Here is an 18299-nt window from a genome sequence, read left to right as displayed (position 1 = left end):
TACGCCGACCGGTTCCCGGCGACGAGTGGCGCGTCGGGGCGCGTCGCCGCTACCCGGCGGCGTCGGGCGTGTTGCCTAGTCTGCATGCCAATGTCCTCGCCTGTCCGCCGGCCCGCCGGCCGTGTCCTGTCGTGTCTCGCAGCTGCCGCCGTCCTGGCCGGCTCCGCAGCCGGTGCCGGTCCCGCCGACGCACGCAACCTGAAGGAGCTACGCGGGAAGCTCGACGCCGAGCACAAGAAGCTCGGCTCGGCGTCCGGGGCGCTCATCGTGGACCTCACCAACGGGCGGACCCTGTTCTCCCGGCGCGCCGACAAGGTGCTGTCGCCCGCGTCGAACGAGAAGCTCTTCACCACGGCCGCCGCGCTGCTGCAGTTCGGCGCCGACGGGACCCTGAAGACGGACGCGCGAATCGGTGCCGACAGCACCGTCGAGGACGGCGTGCTCGACGGCGACCTGTACCTCGTCGGGGCGGGCGACCCGAGCCTGAACGACGTCGCGCTCAAGGCGCTCGCGCGGACGATCGTGACCAAGGGGAAGGTCACGTCGATCAAGGGCGGGATCGTCGGCGACGAGACGATCTTCGACACCCGTCGTGGCGGCCCCGACTCGGGCTTCGCCCCGGACGACGACCTCGGCGGCCAGCTCGGCGGCCTCACCTGGGGCCACGGTCGCGCCTCACCGGGCGGCCCGGCGACGGTCGCCGCCACGCGCCTCGAGTTCTTCCTGAAGCAGCTGAAGGTCAAGGTGAGGAAGGCGCCGCGCGCCGGCGACGTCGACAAGGCCCCCGGCGGGCCGGGCAGCACGCTCGGCACCGCGGTGTCGCCGCCGATGTCGGTGCTCGCCGCGACCACCAACCAGCCGTCGGACAACTTCTACGCCGAGATGCTCCTGAAGGGTCTCGGCGCGCACCACGGCAGCGCGGGGACCACAGCGGCCGGGGTCAAGGTCGCCGGCGCGCAGCTGAAGACGCTCGGCGTCCAGCCCAAGATCGTCGACGGGAGCGGCCTCTCGCGGAAGGACAAGGCCAGCCCGCGGCAGATCGTCACCTTCCTGAAGGCCATGAGGGAGTCGGCGGTCAGCGAGGAGTTCATCGGGTCGCTCGCCGTGCCGGGCCGGATCGGGACGCTGGCCGGCCGCATGCGCGGCACGGCCGCCGACGGGCGCTGCCAGGCGAAGACCGGCACGCTGCGCGGCGTCAGCGCGCTCTCGGGCTATTGCCGCACCGTGACCGACCGCATCGTCGCGTTCTCGTTCCTGGAGAACAACATGGACGCCCTGTCCGCCAAGGCCGTGGAGGACCGGATGGTCCCGGCGATCGTGAGCTACAAGCCATGACCCGCCTGCGGACGCTGATGGGCCTGGTCCTCCTGGCCGCGCTCGGCACGATCGCGACCGTCGCGCTCGCGGCGGGCCCACCCGTTCCGGTCACGGGCGCCGCCACCGCCGTCACGCCGACCGGGGCGAAGCTCGCCGGCACCGTGAACCCGAACGGGCTGGCGACGACCGTCGCCTTCGATTACGGCACCTCCACGGCCTATGGCACCAGCACCGCGGCGAAGAGCGCGGGCGACGGGACGGCCGCGGCCGCCGTCGAGGCGACCCTGACCGGGCTGAAGCCCTCGACGACGTACCACTACCGCCTCGCTGCTTCCAACAGCGGCGGCACGGCAGCCGGTCCTGACCGGACGTTCACCACCCCCGCGGCGCCGGCGAAGCCGAGCGTCACCAGCCAGGCCGCGAGCGCGGTCACCAACAGCGGGGCGACGGTCGGCGCGTCGATCGATCCGAACGGGCAGCAGACCGACGTCGTCTTCGACTACGGCACGTCGACGGCCTACGGGGCCAGCACGCCATCGCAGAGCGCGGGCGCCGGCTCGCTCGGCGTGACCCTCAAGGCCACCCTGACCGGCCTGGCGCCGAACACCACGTACCACTACCGCGCGCGGGCCACCAACGCCACCGGCACCACCAACGGCGCCAGCCGGACCTTCAAGACCGGCAGCTTCACGAAGCCCGGGGTGTCGACGGGCACGGTGAGCGACCTCACGGCGTCCACCGCGACGGTCAACGGCAAGGTCGATCCGAACGGCCGGCCCACCAGCGCGTTCGTCCAGATCGGGCAGACGAACAAGTACGGCGCGCAGACGCCGACGGTGAGCGCGGGTTCCGGCGGGAGCGCGGTGGCGGTCAGGGTGCCGGTCGCCGGCCTGAACCCGGTCACCACCTACCACTACCGGCTCGTGGCCGTCAGCGACGCCGGGACGGTCTTCGGCAAGGACCGCACGTTCAAGACCGCCCGCGTCCCGAACAGCCTCACCCTGGCCGCCAGGCCCGCGCGCGTGGTCTACGGCCAAGCGGCGACGCTCACCGCGGCCCTCGCCGGCACCGGGTCGGGCAACGTCGCCCTGAACCTGTTTGCGTCCCCGTTCCCGTTCGGCGCGCCGTACGCCGTCTTCGCCCCGGGGATCCGCACGAACGCGAGCGGCGTCGCCACGACCCAGGTCGTCCCGCTGCGGACCACGCGATACCGCGGAAGCACGACGGTCGCCGGCCTCACGATCGCCAGCAGGACCCTCCGGGTCACCGTGGTCCCGCGGGTCACGGCCACCCTGAGGCGGGTCCGCGGTGGCCGGGTGCGCATCAGCGGCGTGATCCGCCCGCGCGGCACCGGCGCCGTCACCCTGCGCCGGATCCTCCCGAACGACAGCAAGCTGGTCGTGAAGAGCGTCCGCGCCCGGCCGATCGCCGGCACCGTCTTCGCCCGCTACACGATGACCCTCAAGACCAGGCCCGGCCGCTACCTGGTCCACGTGAAGCCGGACTCCCGCGGCCTCGCGGCCGGCGACTCCGCACCGCTCCGGATCAGGAGATAGCCAGACCGAGCTACCCGGCCCCCGTCGGGTCGACGGGCTCAGCGGCGTCGGCGGGGTCGGCCGGGTCGGCGGCGGGGTCGGCCGGGTCGGCGGCGGGGTCGGCCGGGTCGGCGGCGGGATCTCCGGGGCCGACGGGCGGCCCGTGCTCGAGCAGGTCGAGCAGCACCGCCTCGTCCACCACCGCGACGCCGAGCCGGTCGGCCTTCTCGAGCTTGCTCGCTCCCGCGGCATCGCCCGCCACGAGGTAGCTCGTCCGCTTGGAGACCGACGACGTCACCTTGGCGCCCTGTCCGACCAGGCGCTCGGTGGCGCTCTCCCGCGTGAGCGTCGGGAGCGTGCCGGTCAGCACCAGCGTGAGCCCGGCCAGCGGCCCCTCCCCCGGCGGCAGCCCATCCTCGTGCAGCCGGAGCCCAAGTCCGCGCAGATCCTCGAGCAGCGCCCGCATCTGGGGGTCCGCGAGCTGCGCCACGATCCGCTCGGCCATGATCGGTCCGACCCCCGGGGTCTGAGCGACCTGCTCAGGCGTGGCGGCGAGCAGCGCGTCGACGGTCCGCAGGTGCTGCGCGAGGCTCCGCCCTGTCACGAACCCGACCTCCTCGAGCCCGACGGCGAACAGGACGCGTGCGAAGGGCCGCTCCTTCGACGCCTGGATCGCGGCGACCAGGCGTTCGGCGCTGACCTGCCCGAACCCGTCGATCGCCGTCAACGCGTCGACGCTGAGCCGGTAGAAGTCGCCGGCGGTCCGCACGAGGCCTTCCCGCATCAGCCGCGACACCTGCGTCTCGCCGAGCCCGTCCACGTCCATCGCACCGCGGCTCACGAAGTGCTTGAGCAGTTGCCACTGCCGCGCGGGACACAGCCGGTTCGGGCAACGGGTGAAGACGCTGCCCTCCGGTTTGACCGTCGGGGTCTCGCAGCTGGGGCACAGCGCCGGCGGGCGCGGCGCCGCGGCACGGTCCGGTCGCTCGACCGCGTGTGGCGCAGGCGACAGCACCTGCGGAATCACGTCGCCCGCGCGCAGGACGAGCACCTCGTCACCGGGTCGGACATCCTTCCGCGCGAGGTCCTCCTCGTTGTGCAGCGTCGCGAGCTTGACGGTGACCCCGCCGACGTTCACCGGCTCGAGCGCGGCGAACGGGTGCAGGTCACCGAACTTGCCGACGTTCCACATGATGTGCTTCAGCGTGGTGACCTTGATCGTCGGCGGGAACTTCCACGCGATCGCCCACCGCGGATCCCGGCCGACCACTCCGAGACGCCGCTGCAGCTCGAGGTCGTCGACCTTCACCACCACACCGTCGATTTCGAAGTCCAGGCCTGCCCGCCGCTCCTGCCACGCCAGGCACTGGGCGACCACCGCGTCCTCGTCGTCGAGCGCGACGATGTCGTCGTTCACCGGGAACCCCTGCTGCCGCAGCCACGTGAGCCCGTCGTGGTGGCTCGTGAACGTCACGCCCTCGGTGACGCCGATCCCGTAGGCCCAGAAGGACAGCGGCCGTTCGGCAGCCAACCGCGGGTCCAGCTGCCGGACCGTCCCGGCAGCACTGTTCCGGGGGTTCATGAACGTCGACTGCCCCGTCCGGGCACGGCGCTCGTTAAGCGCGGCGAAGTCCGGAAGCGACATGTAGACCTCCCCGCGCACCTCGACGAGCGCCGGCGGCACCCCGGTCCCGCCGAGCTTCCGCGGAATCGCGCCGATGGTCCTCAGATTGTGCGTGACGTCCTCGCCCACCGTGCCATCGCCCCGTGTCGCACCGCGTGCCAGGACGCCGTCGCGGTACACCAGCGACATCGCGAGGCCATCCACCTTCGGCTCGCACACGAAGCGGAAGATCGGGTCCTCAATCCCTTCACGGGCGAGGTGACTGCGCATGCGCACCACCCAGGCCCGCAGCTCGTCCTCGCTGCGTGCGTTCGCGAGCGACAGCATCGGCTGCAGGTGCTCCACCTTCTCGAGCGAGCTGACCGGCACGCCGCCGGTCAGCTGCGTCGGCGAGTCCGGGGTCGCCAGCTCCGGGTGCTGCTCCTCCAACCCGCGCAGCTCGTCGAGCAGCAGGTCATAGGCCTCGTCGTCGATCTCAGGGTCGTCGTCGACGTAGTAGCGCCGTCCGTGGTGCTCGAGCTCGGCCCGCAGGCGCAGGACGCGGTCCGCGGCGGTCTCGGTCATGCCAGCAGCCGATCGAGCCCCGAGGCGCCGAGCACGCCGAGGCTCTGATGGTGGGTGAGGTCGAGGTGGACCGGCGTGACCGCGATCCGGCCCTCGTGCACCGCGTTGAGATCGGTCCCGGGATCGTCCTCGAAGCCGGGCTCCGCCCCGTAGATGAAGTAGCTCTGCGGCGGGTCGGATGCCCCCGCTCGCTCGGCTGTGACCGGCGAGTCCGAGGCCTGCGGGTCCAGGCGGTCGCGATAGATCCGGCGGCCCAGCCGCGCGACCTCGACCCCCGACGGGTCGCCGGCCGGCACGTTCACGTTGAGCAGCGTGGACGGCGGCAGCGGCATGTGCTCGAGCTGCTCGATGAGGCGCACCGTGAAGCGGGCGGCCAGGTCGAACCCGAAGCTGTCCCCTTGCCGGAAGTCCATCTCGCGGGCATCCGACTGCTGCGACACCGCGACCGCGGGCAGCCCGAGCATCAGGCCCTCCATGGCCGCGGCCACCGTCCCTGAGTAGGTCACATCGTCGCCCAGGTTCGACCCGTGGTTGATGCCGGCGACGACCAGGTCCGGCGTCCAGCCGTCGATCAGGCCCAGCGCAGCGAGCCGGACGCAGTCGACGGGAGTGCCGTCGGTCGCATAGCCGTCCGAGCCGTCGTCGAACCGCACGCGCTGCACCATCAACGCCCGCCGCGTCGTGATCCCACGCCCGATCGCCGACCGATTTCCGTCTGGCGCGATGACCTGCAGATCGATCCCGGGCACCGCTGCGAGCGCGCGCCGCAGCACCTGGAGGCCCTCCGCGTCCACGCCGTCGTCGTTGGTGAGCAGGACCCTCATGGACACCCGGCCAGGATAGTCGGGGAGGTCCAGTCGAGCAGGGCGTCGACGGCGTACCCGAGGTCCCACGGCGCGCCGGCCGAGCCAGGGAACAGCGACATCGGCCCGGGCGACGACGGCTCGGTGTCTTCGGCCCTGCCACCGGTGTCGCGTGCCGCGTCCGAAGCCGACGCGGCGTCGGCCGCCACGGTCCACCTTGCGCCCGACGCGGACACCGGAGACATGTCGTGCGAAACGACCGGATGCCCAGGGACCTGCTCCAAACGGTGCCCGTGTGGCGTGCGCACCTCGTACCCGCCGCCCTCCCGATCGTCCGTCGTCAGGGTGAACCCGCCCTCGTGCACGAGCTGATGGTGGTGGTGGCACAGCAGCACGAGGTTCCCTAGGCGCGTCTCGCCGCCGCGGGCCCAGTGCTCGATGTGGTGTGCCTGCAGCCAGCGCGTGCGATCGCAGCCCGGGAACCGGCAGCACCGGTCGCGCGCCACCATCGCGCGTCGGATCGACGGCGGGATCGCGCGCGTCCGGCGACCGACGTTCAGCGGAGCGCCACCGGCATCGCTCACCAGCGGCACCAGCCCTGCGTCGCAGCACAGGCGCCGGATGGTCGCGACCGCAAGCGGGGGACCTCCCTGCACTTCCGCGTGCCTCGCGCCGTCGTGCAGCTCACCGTCATCGGGGCCGGTGAGCGCCTCGGCGGACACCTCGACGATGACCTCGACCCCGCCGCTGGTCACCTGACTCGCGCCCTCGTCGGGTGACGTGCGGAGCGCGACCTGCGCCAGCCACGCCAGAGCATCCGCGCGTCGCGCGGAGCATCCGGCCCCGGCCGGGTCGCCGGGGCTGTCCCGCCGTACCGCGGTCTCACCGTCGACCGCCTCGCTTCCCGGTGGTCGCTGACCGTCGGCTGCGTGAGCCAGCAGTCGGCGGTCGAGCTCGGCCTCCGCACGCGTGAGCGCGGCCGACAGGATCGCGCCCATCTCGGCCGGGAGCCGGCCGCGGATGACCAGGGAGCCATCGTCGTCGGTGTAGGTGTCGAGCGTCCGCAAGGAATAGGAGCGGTCAGCGTCCGCGCGGGTGACCCCGCGGAACGACGCGACGATGCGCTCGAGCTGGGCGGCGCTCGCCTCGCGGGCCATCGCCACCAGCTCGGCCTCCTGCACCACGCCGTCGACCCGGGCCAGGGCGCGAACCTTGGAGTAGCTCAGCTCACCCCGCGCGAAGGCCGCCTCGGTGAGCGGCATCTCGCGCAGGCGCGCGGCGATCCGGACGTACTCCCGAGCGGTCACCGGCGCCACGCCGCAGCGCCATGAGACCCAGTGGGCACACGAGATGAACCCGAGCTCGCCCCAGGCTTCACGCACGTCGAACTCCGCGACGAGCGCAAGCCAGCGGCACATCGCCGCGCTCATGTGCGCGGCGAACGCCGCGATCTCGTCGCCCAGCTCCTCGCTCGTCCGCTCTTTTCCGGCTTCGATCAACACGAACACATGTTCGCATTATGGCGGATCGAAGGGAAGCGGGCAATGTGCGGATCGGAGCACGGATCTGCATCGGAATCGCGCGCCAGGCCGCCCGCAGCCACGAGCATCACATCTCTCCGGCGCCGGGGGACGCTCCGGCGATTCCGCGGAATCGCCGCGACCCGATCACGGCGGCCGCCACGCCGGAACGGGGTCACCAAGCCCTTCACCAAGCCCGTCCCCTGTCCTCGCCGCCTACGGGGTCGCCGTCAGCTCGGCGCGGCCAGGCCGCGGACCAGGACCGTGAGCGCCTCGGCGACCCCTCCCGCATCGGGCGAGCGCAGGGCCAACCGTCGCAGCGCAAGTCCGTTGAACATCGCGACCACGAGCGGCGCCCGTGCGTCGGCGTCAGGAAGTCCGAGAGCCCGCAACGCCGCAGCGGCCAGCGCGTCGTACGCCGCGAAGCAGCGCTCCGACGCCTCGCGCAGATCCATGTCGCGGGCGGCGTGCAGGTGCAGGTCGAGTTCTGCGAGCTGGGCAGGGTCGTCGGCGGTCTCCGCCACCAGGCCCTCGGCCTCGGCGAGCAGCGCCTCGAGCGGCACGCCCGCCTGACCGATCCGCGCCGTGATCGCCTCGATCCGCTCGACCTCGCGGTCGACCTGGAGAATCAGCGCTTCGCGCAGGAGCTCAGCCTGCGAGGTGAAGTGGTAGGTGAGGGAACCCAGTGAGACGCCGGCGCGGCCGGCCACCCGTCGGTTGGTCACGGCGGCTATCCCCTCCGTCCCTACGACGTCGAGCGTCGCATCGAGCAGCCTCCGGCGCGCCTCCCCGAGCACGACCGGGTCGCGTCGCCCGACGCCCGCACCGCTGCGGTCATCCGCCTGCTCGACGTCCGACCGGTGGGGTGTTGCAGGGGCCATCGTCAGAGTGTACCGTGTCCGTTCGTTCGAGCGAACGACAGGCTTCGACCTCTGACGCGTTCGCCCCAATCAGCCCAATCCGGTGTCACATGCCTCCGCTCAGCACGCGTCCACTCCCTTCTACGTCCACACGCACGCCGGCAACCCCAACCCCGGCACCGCCGGCCGACGGACTGCTCGAGTCGGCGGCAGCAGTGGCGTCGGGGGCCGCCAGCAGCCGCTCCCTCGTGGACGCCGCGCTGGCCCGAATCGCCGGGGCGGACAGGCAGCTGAACAGCTTCCGGACCATCCGGTCCGACGCAGCGCGCGCCGAGGCCGACGCAGCGGACGCGCGTCTCGCCGCCGGTGAGCACCTCCCGCTCCTCGGCGTCCCCATCGCGATCAAGGACGACATGCCGATTGCCGGCGAGACGACGCCCTTCGGGACCGGCGGCCTGCACGAGCCAGAGCCGGCCGACGGCGAGGTCGTCCGTCGCCTGCGCGCCGCGGGCGCGATCATCGTCGGCAAGACCACCACCCCCGAGCTCGGGCAGTTCCCGTTCACCGAGGCGCCGGCGTTCGGGCGCACCCGCAACCCGTACGCGCTCGATCGTACGCCCGGTGGCTCCAGCGGAGGGTCGGCCGCCGCCGTGGCAGCCGGGCTCGTTCCGGCCGCCGTCGGGTCGGACGGCGCCGGCAGCATCCGCATACCGGCCGCGTGGTGCGGCCTCGTCGGCATCAAGCCGCAGCGCGGGCGCGTCCCCGAGAACCCGGGGCAACGGCACTTCCGCGGCCTTGCGGTGAACGGACCGCTCACGCGTTCGGTGGCCGACGCCGCGCTGCTCCTGGACGTGCTAAGTGGGCACGTCACGGACGACGCCGGCCCGTTCGCCGTAGCGGCGAGGCGCGAGCAGCGCCCGCTGCGGATCGGACTGTCGTGGGCCACACCGTTCGGGGTCCCTGATCGCGTCCACCCTGACGTCCGGGACGCCGTGAACGCCCTCGCGGAAGACCTCCGCGCGCTCGGGCACATGGTCATCGACGCCGAGCCGGACCACGCCCTCGCCGGGGCGCTACTCGTGCCCCGCGGGATGAACGGGGTCACCGGACTGCTGCGGGAGTACGGGCCGAGCGCCGTGGTGGAACCGCGAACGCGGACCAACGCCCGCCTCGGAGCGCTGCTCGGCGGCCCGCTGGTCGCCGGCGCCGTCAAGGCAGAGCGCTTCCTCGCCGACCGGATGGCACGCGTGTACGACCGCGTCGACGTGCTGCTGGCGCCGACGACCGCGGAGCCGGCGCTGCGCGTCGGGCAGCTCGACGGCAAGGGCTGGTGGACGACCGAGACCGCGTCCGAGGCCGCGTGCCCGTTCGCGTTCCCGTGGAACGTGGTCGGCTGGCCCGGGATCAACGTCCCGGCGGGTCTCGACGCCACCGGGGTCCCGCTGGGGGCGCAGCTGCTCGGCCGCAGCCACGACGAGGAGACCCTCATCACGCTCGCCGCGCAGCTGGAGCAGCACCGCGGCTGGGTCGACGTCCGCCCGCCGGAACGCTGAACACACTCGCACTCGAGGATCAGCCGTCGCTCTAGGCCGTCGTTCCCGGCCAGCAGGGCCGACGGCCGCGGGGCCCGACGGCCGATTCCGCGGAATCGGCCTGGCCCGCGAGCCGGCCACACCCGGCCGATTCCGCGGAATCGCCGCCCGGCCCGCGAGCCGGCCTCACCCGGCCGGCCTCACCCGGCCGGCACGGCCCATCGCGGCGGCTTCAGCCGACCGTCGACGCCCCGCCCGATCCCGGACGCGGCGGCTCCGGATACCGGACCCCCACCAGCGTCAGCCCGTGCGGCGGCGCGGTCATGCCGGCCGCGGACCGCGGAGCGCCCTCGAGCAGGGTGGCGAACGATTCGACCGACCGCTTCCCCCGCCCCACGTCGAGCATGGTCCCCACGAGCGCGCGCACCATGTTGCGCATGAACGCGTCGCCTTCGACCGCGAACTGCAGCAGGTCTCCGTCACGCGTCCAGGCCGCACGGTGGATGTCGCGCCGGAAGCGGACGTGGTCGGTCTCGGTCGGCGTGAACGCGGTGAAGTCGTGCGTCCCGGCCAGGACGTCGGCGCAGGCCGCCAGCGCATCCTCGTCCAGCGGCCGCGAGAGGTGCAGCTGGTGGCGATGTCCGAGGGCGCTGGCCGCCCGCCGCGTGAGGATCCGGTACTCGTACGCGCGTGCCAGGGCGTGCCGGCGGGCGTCGAACCCGTCCGCCGTCGCGGTGCTGGACAGGACCCGCACGTCAGGCGGCAGGATCGCGTTCACCTGGTACGCCGGAATCGGGTCCCCCGGGTGCGACGCCACCTGCCCGGTGGCGTGCACCCCCCGATCTGTCCGCCCCGCGACGGTCAGCACCACCCGTCGCCGGCCGATCACCCCCAGCGCACGCTCGAGCTCGCCCTGGACCGTCCGGAGGCCGGGCTGGACACCCCAGCCGTAGAAGTCGCCCCCGTCGTATTCGATGTCGAGCCGCGCGGTCACCGGCGGCGCACGGTACCGCTCCAGCCGGGGCTAGGGGACGAAGACCGTGCGCGTGATGTAGTTGCCCTGCTGGCGCTTGAACACCGGGGACGCGTCGATCTGGATCTCGTAGACGGTCTTGCGCTTCAGCTTCGCGAGCGGCAGCTGCTTCGCCTTCTTCGTCGTCAGGTCGCCGCACGGGCCCGTGAGCGCGCCGAGCTTCACGGTCTTCACGAGCGGATGGCTGACCGGCGACTTCGTGTACGCGTAGTGCGCGTAGAGGAACTTCCCGCCGACGAAGCCCTGCGCCTTGTACGACACCTTCGTCGTGGGACGGGCCACCGGCGGGGACATGGAGACCGCGGCGTCGGCGACCGTGAAGGTCGTGGATGCGGAGACCTCGCGGTTGGGCGACAGCGCGGCGCTGAGCGGGAACGTCATGCGCTTCAGCGACCCGAGGCTCGGGGTGTCGAACTCCCCCTCGAAGCCCCCGCCCGCCGTCGTCGTGAAGTCCCCGATGTAGCTGTTGTCGAAGCCGCCGTTGAGCTGGACGAAGGCGTCGGCCGGGAAGCCACCGGCGGTGAAGCCGATCTTCTGCTTCGGGCCGTCGACGTAGCCGTCCGAGAAGCACGGCTTGTCGACGGTCAGGGTCGCGGCGGACGCGAGGGCGGGGGTGGCGGCGACGGCGAGGACCGTGGCGGCGAGCAGTGAGCGCTTGAACATGGACCGGATACTCGCGACCCACCCCCCTACCCGCATCCGGGAGACCACCCCCGACTTTACATCCGCAGAACGACTGCGGGCCCCAAGTAGAGGCCCGCGGTACGACAGACAAGACGATGGGTCAGACGAGCTCGATGAAGACCATCTCGGTCGAATCGCTCCGGCGCGGCCCGAGCTTGAGGATCCGGGTGTAGCCGCCGGGCCGCTCCTGGTAGCGCGGCGCGACCTCCTCGAACAGCTTGTGGACCGTGAACTTGTCCTGGCCGAGGGCGCTCAGCGCCTGACGACGCGCGTGCAGGTCACCCCGCTTGGCGAGGGTGATCAGCTTCTCGACCTCGGGCTTGACGGCCTTGGCCTTGGCCTCGGAGGTCTTGATCCGCTCGTGCTGGATGATCTCCTTGCACAGGTTGGCCAGGAGGGCCTTCCGGTGAGCGGAGTCGCGGCTGAGCTTGTGACGGTTCTTCTGGTGGCGCATGGTTGCGAAGGTTCCTTAGAGGGAGCGGCGCTCAGTCGTCGCGCAGGTTCAGGCCGCGCGCGTGAAGGGTCTCGATGACCTCGTCGATCGACTTCTTGCCGAAGTTCGGGATCGCGTTGAGCTCACCCTCGGACTTGGAGATCAGGTCGCCGACGGTCTGGATGCCGGCACGCTTGAGGCAGTTGTAGGACCGGACGCCGAGCTCGAGCTCCTCGATGAGGATGTCGTGCATCGGGCCGCCCGCCGCACCGCCGCCGTTGACCGCAGCGACGCCGCCGGGGCCGTCGAGCGCCTGGGCACCGGGGACGCCGGCGCGCAGCTCCTCGACCCGCTCGGGGTCGGTGAAGATCGCCAGCTGCTTGATCAGGATCTCGGACGCCTCGCGCAGCGCGGAGGTCGGGTCGATCGACCCGTCCGTCTCGATGTCGAGCGTCAGCTTGTCGAAGTCCGTCTTCTGGCCGACGCGGGCCTGCTCGACGGCGTAGGCGACGCGCTTGACCGGGGAGAAGATCGAGTCGATCGGGATGACGCCGATCGGCTGGTCCGGGGACTTGTTCTCCTCGGCCGGGCGGTAGCCGCGGCCACGGCCGATCGTGAGGTACAGCTCGAGCTTCGTCTTCTTCTCGAGCGTCGCGATGTGGACGTCCGGGTTGAGGATCTCGACGCCGGCGGGCAGGTCGATGTCCTTTGCGGTGATGTCACCGGGGCCGGTGACGACGAGCGGCGCCTCGATCTCGGTCGCGTCGGAGTGCATCTTCGCGACGACGTCCTTGAGGTTCAGCACGATGTCGGTGACGTCTTCCTTGACGCCCTTGATCGTGGAGAACTCGTGGGCGACGCCCTCGATGCGGACGGAGGTCACTGCGGCACCGGCGAGCGAGCTGAGCAGCACGCGGCGCAGCGAGTTGCCGAAGGTGTAGCCGAAGCCTCGGTCGAGCGGCTCGATGGTGAACTGGCCGCGGTTCTCCTCGACGGATTCGCTGGTGATCCGGGGATCCTGGAAGTCGAGCATCTAAGGGGTCCTGTCTGTCGTGTCAAGAGGCGGAGGAGGGAGGCCGCCCGGTGTTCGTGGCCGCCGCGCGCGCCGCAGTGAGCGTCGCGCGCAGCGGGTCCAGCAATGTTGCTACTTCGAGTAGAGCTCGACGATGAGCTGCTCCTGCACCGGGGCGGTGATCTCCCGCCGCTCGGGCTGGCGCAGCACCTTCGCCGTCAGGGCGTCGTGGTCCGCCTGCAGCCAGGCGGGGACCTGAGCAGTGAGCTCGGTCGCGTCACGGATGAGGGCCTCGGCCGGCGTGCCGTTCTTGACCGAGATGACGTCGCCCTCCTTCAGCTGGTAGCTGGGGATGTCGACGCGGCGGCCGTTGATGTTCCAGTGGCCGTGGCGGATCAGCTGACGGGCCTGGCGACGCGAGGCGGCGAAGCCGAGGCGCACGAGCACGTTGTCGAAGCGGCGCTCGAGGAGCGTCAGCAGGTTCTCGCCCGTGATGCCGTCCTGGCGGGACGCCTTGTCGTAGTAGTGCCGGAACTGCTTTTCGAGGACGCCGTAGTAGCGACGCGCCTTCTGCTTCTCGCGCAGCTGCACCCGGTACTCGGACTGCTTCTGGCGGCCGCGGCCGTGGTCGCCCGGCGGGTACGCGCGGCGCTCGACGCCGCACTTGTCCGTCAGGCAGCGCTCGCCCTTGAGGAAGAGCTTCTGGCCTTCACGACGGCACTGCTTGCACTGGGGGCTGGTATCTCGAGCCATGTTCTAGGTGTTCCCTTCGCCCTTAGACCCGGCGCCGCTTGCGAGGGCGGCAGCCGTTGTGGGCCTGCGGGGTGACGTCCTTGACGCCGGTGACCTCCAGGCCGGCGGCCTGGAGCGAGCGGATGGCGGTCTCGCGACCGGAGCCGGGGCCCTTCACGAAGACCTCGACCTTCTGCAGGCCCTGCTCGATGCCCTTGCGGGCAGCAGCGTCGGCCGTGACCTGCGCGGCAAAGGGGGTCGACTTGCGCGAGCCCTTGAACCCGGCGCCGCCGGCGGACTCCCACGCGATGACGTTGCCCTCGCGATCGGTCAGCGACACGATCGTGTTGTTGAAGGACGTCTTGATGTGGGCCTGGCCGATGGGGATGTTCTTCTTCGGCTTGCGGCGGCCGCGCGACGGGCGCTTGGGAGCGGGCATTACTTCTTACCGGCCTTCTTCTTGCCTGCGACGGACATGCGCTTGGGACCCTTGCGCGTACGGGCGTTGGTCTTCGTCTTCTGACCACGGACCGGGAGCCCGCGGCGATGACGGAGGCCGCGGTAGCAGCCGATCTCCATCAGACGCTTGATGTTCTGGCTGCGCTCGCGCCGCAGATCGCCTTCGACCGTGAGGTCGCCGTCGATCAGGTCGCGGAGCTTGGTGACCTCAGCCTCGGTGAGATCGCGCACGTAGGTGTCGGGAGAGATCCCGGCCTGCGTGAGCAGATCGTTCGAAGTGGAGCGACCGATGCCGTAGATGTAGGTGAGACCCACCTCGACGCGCTTGTTGAGCGGGATGTTGATCCCGGAGATACGTGCCATGCGTTATTTACCCCTGGCGCTGCTTGTGACGCGGGTTCTGGCAGATCACGAGAACCGCGCCGTGGCGGCGGATGATCTTGCACTTCTCACACATCGGCTTGACCGACGGTCGTACTTTCATGATCCCTTTCGGCTGTTATTCCGGCGACGTGGCTCTGGCTGCCGCTGCAGGCTGCCGCTACCAGTCGCGGAGGCGCGCACGCATGAATGCCCAAGCGCGCACGGGTTCGTCAAGATAGCAAAGCTGGGACGCAAGACGCCGTGCGACCAGTCCGTCCGACGGGACTGCTACGTCGCCGCGAGGTCGACGGCGAGCTCCTCGTGCCACGGGGTCAGGATCCGGGGACCCGCCTCCGTGACCGCGATGGTGAACTCGAAGTGCGCGGCCAGCGACCCGTCCTGGGAGTAGATCGACCAGCCGTCGTCGCCCATCCGCACCATGTGCCGGCCGGCGTTGACCATCGGCTCCACCGCCAGCACCATCCCGGGCTCGAGCTTCGGGCCGCGGCCCGGCTCGCCGTAGTTCGGGATCTGCGGGTCCTCGTGCATGGCGCGCCCGATGCCGTGCCCGACGAGCGAGCGCACGACGCTGAGGCCCTCCGCCTCGACGACGGTCTGCACCGCGTTGGAGACGTCCCCCAGCCGGTTGCCGGGACGGCACTGCTCGACGGCGGCGAACAGCGACCGCTCCGTCACCTCGAGCAGCTTGCGCGCGATCGGGGTGATCGGGCCGACGGCGAAGGTGACCGCGCCATCGGCGACCCAGCCGTCGTAGACGACCCCGATGTCGACCGAGATGATGTCCCCGCGACCGAGGCGGTACGGCCCGGGGATCCCGTGGACGACCATCGAGTTCGGCGACGCGCAGATCGATCCCGGGAACCCCCGGTAGCCCTTGAAGGCCGGCGTCGCGCCTTGCGAGCGGATGTACTTCTCCGCTGCGGCGTCGAGGTCCGCGGTGCTGACACCCTCGCGCACCTTGCCCGCGACGAGCTTCATCGTCCGGGCGTGGATGGCGCCGGCGGCGGCCATCTTCTCGATCTCTTCTGGCGACTTGCGGATGATCATGAAACCGAAGGCCCGGCGGCGCCGGGCGTCGCGCTCAGAGCGCGTCCTCGAGGCGCAGGGTCGCGACCGTCGCCCGGATGTGGTCGTGGACCTCGGTCGGGGAGCGCGAGCCGTCGAAGCGGCGCAGGAGCCCGCGCTCGTCGTAGTACTCGATGAGCGGCATCGTCTGCTCGTGGTAGACCGAGAGGCGCTCGCGCACCACCTCGGGCTTGTCGTCCTCGCGCTGGATCAGCGGTGAGCCGTCGATGTCGCAGCGGCCCTCGTGCTTCGGCGCGTCGAACTCGACGTGGTAGGTGCGGCCGGACTTCGAGACCCGCCGACCGGAGACACGGCGGACGATCTCCTCGTCCTCGACCTCGATCAGGAGGACGGCCGTCATCTTCCGGCCGGTCTCCTCCATGTCCTGCTCGAGCGCGTCGGCCTGGCCGACGGTGCGCGGGAAGCCGTCCAGCAGGAACCCGTCGCGGACGTCGTCGGCGCGCAGGCGCTCCAGCGCGACGCCGATGATGACGTCGTCCGGGACGAGGCCGCCGGCGTCCATGAAGCTCTTCGCCTTCAGCCCGAGCGGCGTGCCCTCGGAGACTGCGGCCCGGAGCATGTCGCCGGTCGAGATCGACGCGATCGGGAAGTCCTGGACCAGGCGCACGGCCTGGGTGCCCTTCCCGGCGCCCGGCGGGCCCAGGAGGATGAGGTTCAGCTCAGACACGGTCGCTGGACCCTACTTACTTCAGGAATCCCTCGTAGTTGCGCATCATCAGCTGGGCCTCGAGCTGCTTCATGGTGTCGAGAGCCACGCCGACGACGATCAGGAGCGAGGTCCCGCCGAAGAAGAAGTTAGCCTGCGTCGAGTTGATGAGGATCGTCGGGAACGCCGCGACCGCCGCCAGGTAGAGCGCGCCGGGGAACGTCAGGCGGGCCAGGATGCGGTCCAGGAACTCGGCCGTCGGCCGTCCGGGTCTGACGCCCGGGATGAAGCCGCCGTACTTCTTCAGGTTGTCGGCCTGATCCACGGGGTTGAACGTCACCGCCGTGTAGAAGTAGGTGAAGATGATGATCATGATCGACTCGCCGATGATGTACGGCGCCTTGCTGGGACTGAAGAAGTTCGCGACGTCCTGCGCCCACGGCTGCTGGATCAGCTGACCGACGGTGGGCGGGAAGGCCATGATCGAGGCCGCGAAGATGACCGGGATGACGCCGGCCATGTTGACCCGCAGCGGCAGGTAGGTCTGGCCGCCGCCGCTCATCCGGCGGCCGATGACGCGCTTGGCGTACTGGACCGGGATCCGCCGCTGCCCCTCCTGCATGAAGACGATGGCCGCGATCACGCCGAGGGCGATGAACGGCATCATCACGCGGAAGACCTGGTCCGGGCTCGTCCACCAGGCCTGCAGGCCGTTCGGGAGGCCGGCGACGATCGACGCGAAGATCATCAGCGAGATGCCGTTGCCGATGCCGCGCTGGGTGATGAGCTCGCCCATCCACATCAGCAGGATCGTGCCCGCCGTCAGCGACATCACGACGAGGAAGACGTGCGGGACGTCGAAGTTCGGGATGACCGGCGTGCCGGCGTTCGGCGAGAAGCTCTTGAAGAGGAAGACGTAGCCGATGGACTGCGCGAACGCGAGGCCGACCGTCAGGTAGCGCGTGTACTGCGTGATGCGCTGCGTCCCGACCTCGCCCTCCTTCTGCAGCTTCTCCAGCGACGGCACGACGACCGTCAGCAGCTGCAGGATGATCGACGCCGTGATGTACGGCATGATCCCGAGCGCGAACAGCGCGATTCGGCTCAGGCCGCCGCCGCTGAACGTGTTCAGCAGGTTCAGGACGCCGCCGTTGCCGAACTGCTCCTGGACCTCCTGGACCGCGTCGATGTCGACGCCGGGGACCGGGACGTGGGAGCCGACGCGGTAGAGCGCGAGAATCAGCGCCGTGAAGGCGAGCTTCTTGCGGATCTCCGCGACGGTGAAGGCACTGAGGATCGTGGAGAGCATGGAGTTCCAGAGAGTAGCGACGAGCTGTTGAGGGGCGCGCCGCAGCGCGCCCCGGGCTCACTCGACGATCGTGCAGGTGCCGCCGGCGGCCTCGATGGCCTCCTTGGCGGCGGCGCTGAACTTGTGCGCGTGCACGTTCAGCGGCTTGGTGATGGATCCCTTCGCGAGGATCTTCACCGGGACGTCCTTGGCCTTCGCGAGGCCGGCGGACTTCAGGGCGTCCAGCGTCACGTCCGCACCGGACTCGAAGCGACGCTCGAGCATCTGGATGTTCACGCCCTGCGTGTGCGTGCGGAACATCTCGAACGGCATCGACTTCTTCATGTGCGGGCCGCGCAGCTTGCGCATCCGCATGTGCAGCGGCATCTGGCCGCCCTCGAACCGCTGGCGGTCCTTGGCGCCCGAACGCGAGCCGTAACCGTCCTGGCCACGGCCGGCGGTCTTGCCCATGCCGGAGCCGTGGCCGCGGCCGACGCGCTTGCGGGGCTTGCGGGAGCCCGGGGCCGGCTGCAGGTTGTGCAGGCCGACGTCCTTGGGGTCGTACGTGGGTTCAGCCATTGTTCTCCACCTTCACGAGGTGACGGACGCGGTGCAGCATGCCCCGCGCCTGGGGGGAGTCCTTGACCTCGACCGTCTTGCCGATCTTGCCGAGGCCCAGGGACCTCAGCGTGTCGAGCTGCTTCTGGTCGGAGCCGTTCTTGGACTTCGTCTGCGTGACCTTGTAGTCGCTCATTCGGGCGCCTCCTCAGCGGCAGCAGGCGCGGCC

General features: G+C 70.9%; 20 protein-coding genes. 3 read left to right on the top strand and 17 right to left on the bottom strand.

Annotated features, from left to right (window positions below; all coding sequences use genetic code 11):
* Nucleotides 1–90 precede the first annotated feature (90 nt).
* Nucleotides 91–1335, top strand: coding sequence for a D-alanyl-D-alanine carboxypeptidase (locus tag DSM112329_RS06715; RefSeq protein ID WP_354701034.1), 1245 nt, complete (start codon nucleotides 91–93; stop codon nucleotides 1333–1335).
* Nucleotides 1332–2873 carry a fibronectin type III domain-containing protein gene (locus tag DSM112329_RS06710; RefSeq protein WP_354701033.1) on the top strand — a complete coding sequence of 514 codons (1542 nt, stop codon included), beginning with the start codon at nucleotides 1332–1334 and terminating at the stop codon, nucleotides 2871–2873. The genes DSM112329_RS06715 and DSM112329_RS06710 overlap by 4 nt, the downstream gene beginning before the upstream one ends.
* A gap of 10 nt (nucleotides 2874–2883) precedes the next feature.
* Here the strand turns inward: DSM112329_RS06710 and ligA are convergent, their stop codons facing one another.
* The 4 genes from ligA to DSM112329_RS06690 form a co-directional block, all read right to left on the bottom strand.
* Entirely contained in the window at nucleotides 2884–5040 is a 2157-nt protein-coding gene (ligA, locus tag DSM112329_RS06705; protein WP_354701032.1) for an NAD-dependent DNA ligase LigA, read from the bottom strand.
* Entirely contained in the window at nucleotides 5037–5864 is an 828-nt protein-coding gene (gene surE / locus DSM112329_RS06700; protein WP_354702452.1) for a 5'/3'-nucleotidase SurE, read from the bottom strand. Before surE ends, ligA begins: the two co-directional genes overlap by 4 nt.
* Nucleotides 5861–7345 carry a DUF222 domain-containing protein gene (locus DSM112329_RS06695; protein ID WP_354701031.1) on the bottom strand — a complete coding sequence of 495 codons (1485 nt, stop codon included), beginning with the start codon at nucleotides 7343–7345 and terminating at the stop codon, nucleotides 5861–5863. Before DSM112329_RS06695 ends, surE begins: the two co-directional genes overlap by 4 nt.
* A gap of 248 nt (nucleotides 7346–7593) precedes the next feature.
* Nucleotides 7594–8244 (bottom strand): TetR family transcriptional regulator, encoded by a 651-nt coding sequence (locus tag DSM112329_RS06690; protein WP_354701030.1) that lies wholly within the window; start codon nucleotides 8242–8244, stop codon nucleotides 7594–7596.
* Between the two features lie 173 nt (nucleotides 8245–8417).
* On the opposite strand from DSM112329_RS06690, the gene DSM112329_RS06685 reads away from it, so the two are divergent.
* Complete coding sequence (locus DSM112329_RS06685) at nucleotides 8418–9776, top strand: amidase (protein ID WP_354702451.1); 1359 nt, start codon at nucleotides 8418–8420, stop codon at nucleotides 9774–9776.
* Between the two features lie 211 nt (nucleotides 9777–9987).
* On the opposite strand, the gene truA is transcribed toward DSM112329_RS06685, so the two are convergent.
* The 13 genes from truA to rpmD all read right to left on the bottom strand — a co-directional run bounded on the left by truA (nucleotide 9988) and on the right by rpmD (nucleotide 18266).
* Entirely contained in the window at nucleotides 9988–10749 is a 762-nt protein-coding gene (gene truA, locus DSM112329_RS06680) for a tRNA pseudouridine(38-40) synthase TruA (RefSeq protein ID WP_354701029.1), read from the bottom strand.
* Between the two features lie 30 nt (nucleotides 10750–10779).
* The gene (locus DSM112329_RS06675) at nucleotides 10780–11451 is read right to left on the bottom strand and encodes a hypothetical protein (protein WP_354701028.1); all 672 of its coding nucleotides are present in this window, start codon (nucleotides 11449–11451) and stop codon (nucleotides 10780–10782) included.
* A gap of 121 nt (nucleotides 11452–11572) precedes the next feature.
* Nucleotides 11573–11926, bottom strand: coding sequence for a 50S ribosomal protein L17 (rplQ, locus tag DSM112329_RS06670; protein ID WP_354701027.1), 354 nt, complete (start codon nucleotides 11924–11926; stop codon nucleotides 11573–11575).
* A 31-nt stretch (nucleotides 11927–11957) separates the two neighbouring features.
* A complete protein-coding gene (locus DSM112329_RS06665; protein WP_354701026.1) occupies nucleotides 11958–12938 on the bottom strand; it encodes a DNA-directed RNA polymerase subunit alpha in 981 nt (326 codons plus the stop codon).
* A 111-nt stretch (nucleotides 12939–13049) separates the two neighbouring features.
* On the bottom strand, nucleotides 13050–13670 hold the full coding sequence (rpsD, locus tag DSM112329_RS06660; RefSeq protein WP_354701025.1) for a 30S ribosomal protein S4: 621 nt from the start codon (nucleotides 13668–13670) through the stop codon (nucleotides 13050–13052).
* Between the two features lie 22 nt (nucleotides 13671–13692).
* The gene (gene rpsK / locus DSM112329_RS06655; protein ID WP_254572241.1) at nucleotides 13693–14088 is read right to left on the bottom strand and encodes a 30S ribosomal protein S11; all 396 of its coding nucleotides are present in this window, start codon (nucleotides 14086–14088) and stop codon (nucleotides 13693–13695) included.
* The gene (rpsM, locus tag DSM112329_RS06650; RefSeq protein ID WP_354701024.1) at nucleotides 14088–14471 is read right to left on the bottom strand and encodes a 30S ribosomal protein S13; all 384 of its coding nucleotides are present in this window, start codon (nucleotides 14469–14471) and stop codon (nucleotides 14088–14090) included. Before rpsM ends, rpsK begins: the two co-directional genes overlap by 1 nt.
* Nucleotides 14472–14478: 7 nt before the next feature.
* Nucleotides 14479–14592 carry a 50S ribosomal protein L36 gene (rpmJ, locus tag DSM112329_RS06645; protein ID WP_037400725.1) on the bottom strand — a complete coding sequence of 38 codons (114 nt, stop codon included), beginning with the start codon at nucleotides 14590–14592 and terminating at the stop codon, nucleotides 14479–14481.
* A 167-nt stretch (nucleotides 14593–14759) separates the two neighbouring features.
* Nucleotides 14760–15539 (bottom strand): type I methionyl aminopeptidase, encoded by a 780-nt coding sequence (map, locus tag DSM112329_RS06640; protein WP_354701023.1) that lies wholly within the window; start codon nucleotides 15537–15539, stop codon nucleotides 14760–14762.
* Between the two features lie 34 nt (nucleotides 15540–15573).
* On the bottom strand, nucleotides 15574–16236 hold the full coding sequence (locus tag DSM112329_RS06635; RefSeq protein ID WP_354702450.1) for an adenylate kinase: 663 nt from the start codon (nucleotides 16234–16236) through the stop codon (nucleotides 15574–15576).
* Nucleotides 16237–16261: 25 nt separating this feature from the next.
* A complete protein-coding gene (gene secY / locus DSM112329_RS06630; protein ID WP_354701022.1) occupies nucleotides 16262–17533 on the bottom strand; it encodes a preprotein translocase subunit SecY in 1272 nt (423 codons plus the stop codon).
* 57 nt (nucleotides 17534–17590) lie between these two features.
* Nucleotides 17591–18091, bottom strand: a complete 501-nt coding sequence (gene rplO, locus DSM112329_RS06625) for a 50S ribosomal protein L15 (protein WP_354701021.1) — start codon at nucleotides 18089–18091, stop codon at nucleotides 17591–17593.
* Nucleotides 18084–18266 carry a 50S ribosomal protein L30 gene (gene rpmD, locus DSM112329_RS06620; protein WP_354701020.1) on the bottom strand — a complete coding sequence of 61 codons (183 nt, stop codon included), beginning with the start codon at nucleotides 18264–18266 and terminating at the stop codon, nucleotides 18084–18086. Before rpmD ends, rplO begins: the two co-directional genes overlap by 8 nt.
* Nucleotides 18267–18299: the final 33 nt, after the last annotated feature.

The sequence above is a fragment of the Paraconexibacter sp. AEG42_29 genome (genome assembly GCF_040581415.1).
Lineage (GTDB): Bacteria > Actinomycetota > Thermoleophilia > Solirubrobacterales > Solirubrobacteraceae > Paraconexibacter.
This window is presented reverse-complemented; position numbering and strand designations above follow the sequence as displayed.